The organism is Okeania sp. SIO2F4 (assembly GCF_010672385.1).
Lineage (GTDB): Bacteria > Cyanobacteriota > Cyanobacteriia > Cyanobacteriales > Microcoleaceae > Trichodesmium.
The window spans coordinates 1-2,359 of sequence record NZ_JAAHGT010001207.1; the positions used below are offsets into that span (position 1 = coordinate 1).

2 protein-coding genes are annotated in these 2,359 nt (G+C 34.5%); one reads left to right on the top strand and one right to left on the bottom strand.

What is annotated here, in order from left to right:
* The first annotated feature begins 300 nt into the window (after nucleotides 1–300).
* The gene (locus tag F6K22_RS38915; protein WP_293110298.1) at nucleotides 301–1,614 is read left to right on the top strand and encodes a nucleoside recognition domain-containing protein; all 1,314 of its coding nucleotides are present in this window, start codon (nucleotides 301–303) and stop codon (nucleotides 1,612–1,614) included.
* Nucleotides 1,615–2,079: 465 nt separating this feature from the next.
* On the opposite strand, the gene F6K22_RS38920 is transcribed toward F6K22_RS38915, so the two are convergent.
* On the bottom strand, nucleotides 2,080–2,359 hold a 280-nt coding region (locus F6K22_RS38920), incomplete at its 5' end, for a hypothetical protein (RefSeq protein ID WP_293110300.1).

The window sequence follows — 2,359 nt, forward strand, 5'->3', positions numbered from 1 at the left end:
TCTGTTTTATAGATGATAAATAATGAATAGAAAATACTAATGTCAAATATCAAGACTATTTCAGTTAACAGATAATCAATAAATTATCGCGCTATATACATTAATTATTTATTTCTCCCTACTGGACTGACACACCTATATTTTGTGCATGAGGGCGGGTTTATATAAATCTTAGGGTAAGCATGAAAATTTCCACTAAAACCCGTCCCTACTATTGCAACATTTTAGGTGTGTCACGCCACTACTCCCGTACGGGGGATTCGCGAATCGCCCCTACTCCCTACTCCCTATTTTCTAAAAATGAATCAATCACAAACATCACCTATTAATAGTATTTGGCTATTTATGATAATTTCAGCTACAGTCATAGCAGCATATAACGGTAGGATGATAGAAATAACTGAAGCATCATTTGAAGGTGCCAAAAATGCTGTTACTTTAGCCATCGGATTAATTGGTAGTATGGCATTATGGTTAGGGATAATTCAAATAGTTGAAACAGCAGGAGGAATGAAAATAATTGCCCGTTTAATTTATCCTGTAATGGTAAAACTTTTTCCAGATATACCTCCATCTCACCCTGCTATGTCTGCCATTATTTTAAATATAGCTGCTAATGCTTTAGGATTAGGAAATGCTGCGACACCGATGGGTTTAAAAGCTATGGCAGAAATGGATAAATTAAATCCAGAAAAGGGAACTGCCACAGATGCAATGTGTTTATTTTTAGCAATTAATACCTCTTCAGTTACGATAATTCCTATTAGTGTGATAACTATTCGAGCAAGTGCTGGTGTTACTAATCCAGGAGATATTATTTTACCTACAATTATCGCTACTTGTTGTTCTACAATTGCGGCTATTGTAGCAGCAAAATTTTTTGCAAGTCGGCAACCAATGCCAAGTGTAAATCAATCAATTTCTCCAGAATATTTAGATAAAAATAATTTGATTGATGGAGAAGAAAAAATCTCAGAATTCACACCACCCAGCCAAATTGGCAAATTAGTTTTTGCTAGTTTAATCGGAGCTTTTTTAGGTGCAGTAATTTATCGCTTAAGTCTCAGAGGTATACCCTATATTTTTAGTCTTGCTTTTTTCCAAAGTTTGTCTAATTGGTTATTGCCAATATTAATTTGCTCCTTTCTACTTTTCGGCTATTTTCGAGGAGTTAAAGTTTATGAAACAATGACCGAAGGTGCAAAAGCAGGATTTGAAGTTGCCGTCAGAGTAATTCCTTTTATGGTGGCAATTTTTGTAGCAATTGGAATGTTTAGAGCGAGTGGCGCACTAGATATTATAGCTACAATTTTATCGCCGATAACTAATTTAATTGGAATACCAGTAGAAGCATTACCTATGGCATTAATTAGACCTTTATCTGGCAGTGGTGCTTTTGGCATTATGTCGGAAATAGTCACAAATGAACCATTAAGTTTTCTATCCTATTTAGTATCAACTATGCAGGGTTCGACAGAAACAACTTTTTATGTATTAGCTGTTTATTTCGGCAGTGTTGGAATTAAAAAAACTAGATATGCTTTGCCTGCTGCTCTATGCGCTGATGTAGTAGGAATTATTACTTCTGTTATAGTTTGTCGGATAATTTTTTGATGATTAAAGGAAGAAAGTAGGTCTGGGGAAAAAAAGAAATTTAACCAAACAGTAAAGTCGGGGTTGAGTCTCCGAAACCTAATACTAACTTCCTCAAATACAGAAACAAATGTTGAGATATTGCCTCTAAATTTATCGACTCTGAAAATTACAAAATTTAGATATGCTTTCTCTACTACTATCTGTGCTGATGTCGTAGGAATTTTTACTTCGGTTATAGTCTGTCAGATAATTTTTTGATGGTTCAACTCAGAAAGTAGGTCTGGGGAAAAAAAAGAAATTTAACCCAATAGTAAAGTCGGGGTTGAGTCTCCGAAACCTAATACTAACTTCCTCAAATACAGAAACAAATGTTGAGATATTGCCTCTAAATTTACCAACTCTGAAAATCACCAAAATTAGATATGCTTTCCCTGCTGATCTATTTGCTGATGTGGCAGAAATTTTTACTTCTGTTATAGTTTTTCAGATAATTTTTTGATGATTAAAGTCAAAAACCAGGTCTGGGGAAAAAAAGAAATTTAACCAAACAGTAAAGTCGGGGTTGAGTCTCCGAAACCTAATACTAACTTCCTCAAATACAGAAACAAATGTTGAGATATTGCCTCTAAATTTACCGATAATTTTTTGATGATTAAAGTCAAAAACCAGGTCTGGGGAAAAAAAGAAATTTAACCAAACAGTAAAGTCGGGGTTGAGTCTCCGAAACCTAATACTAACTTCCTCAAATACAGAAACAAATGTT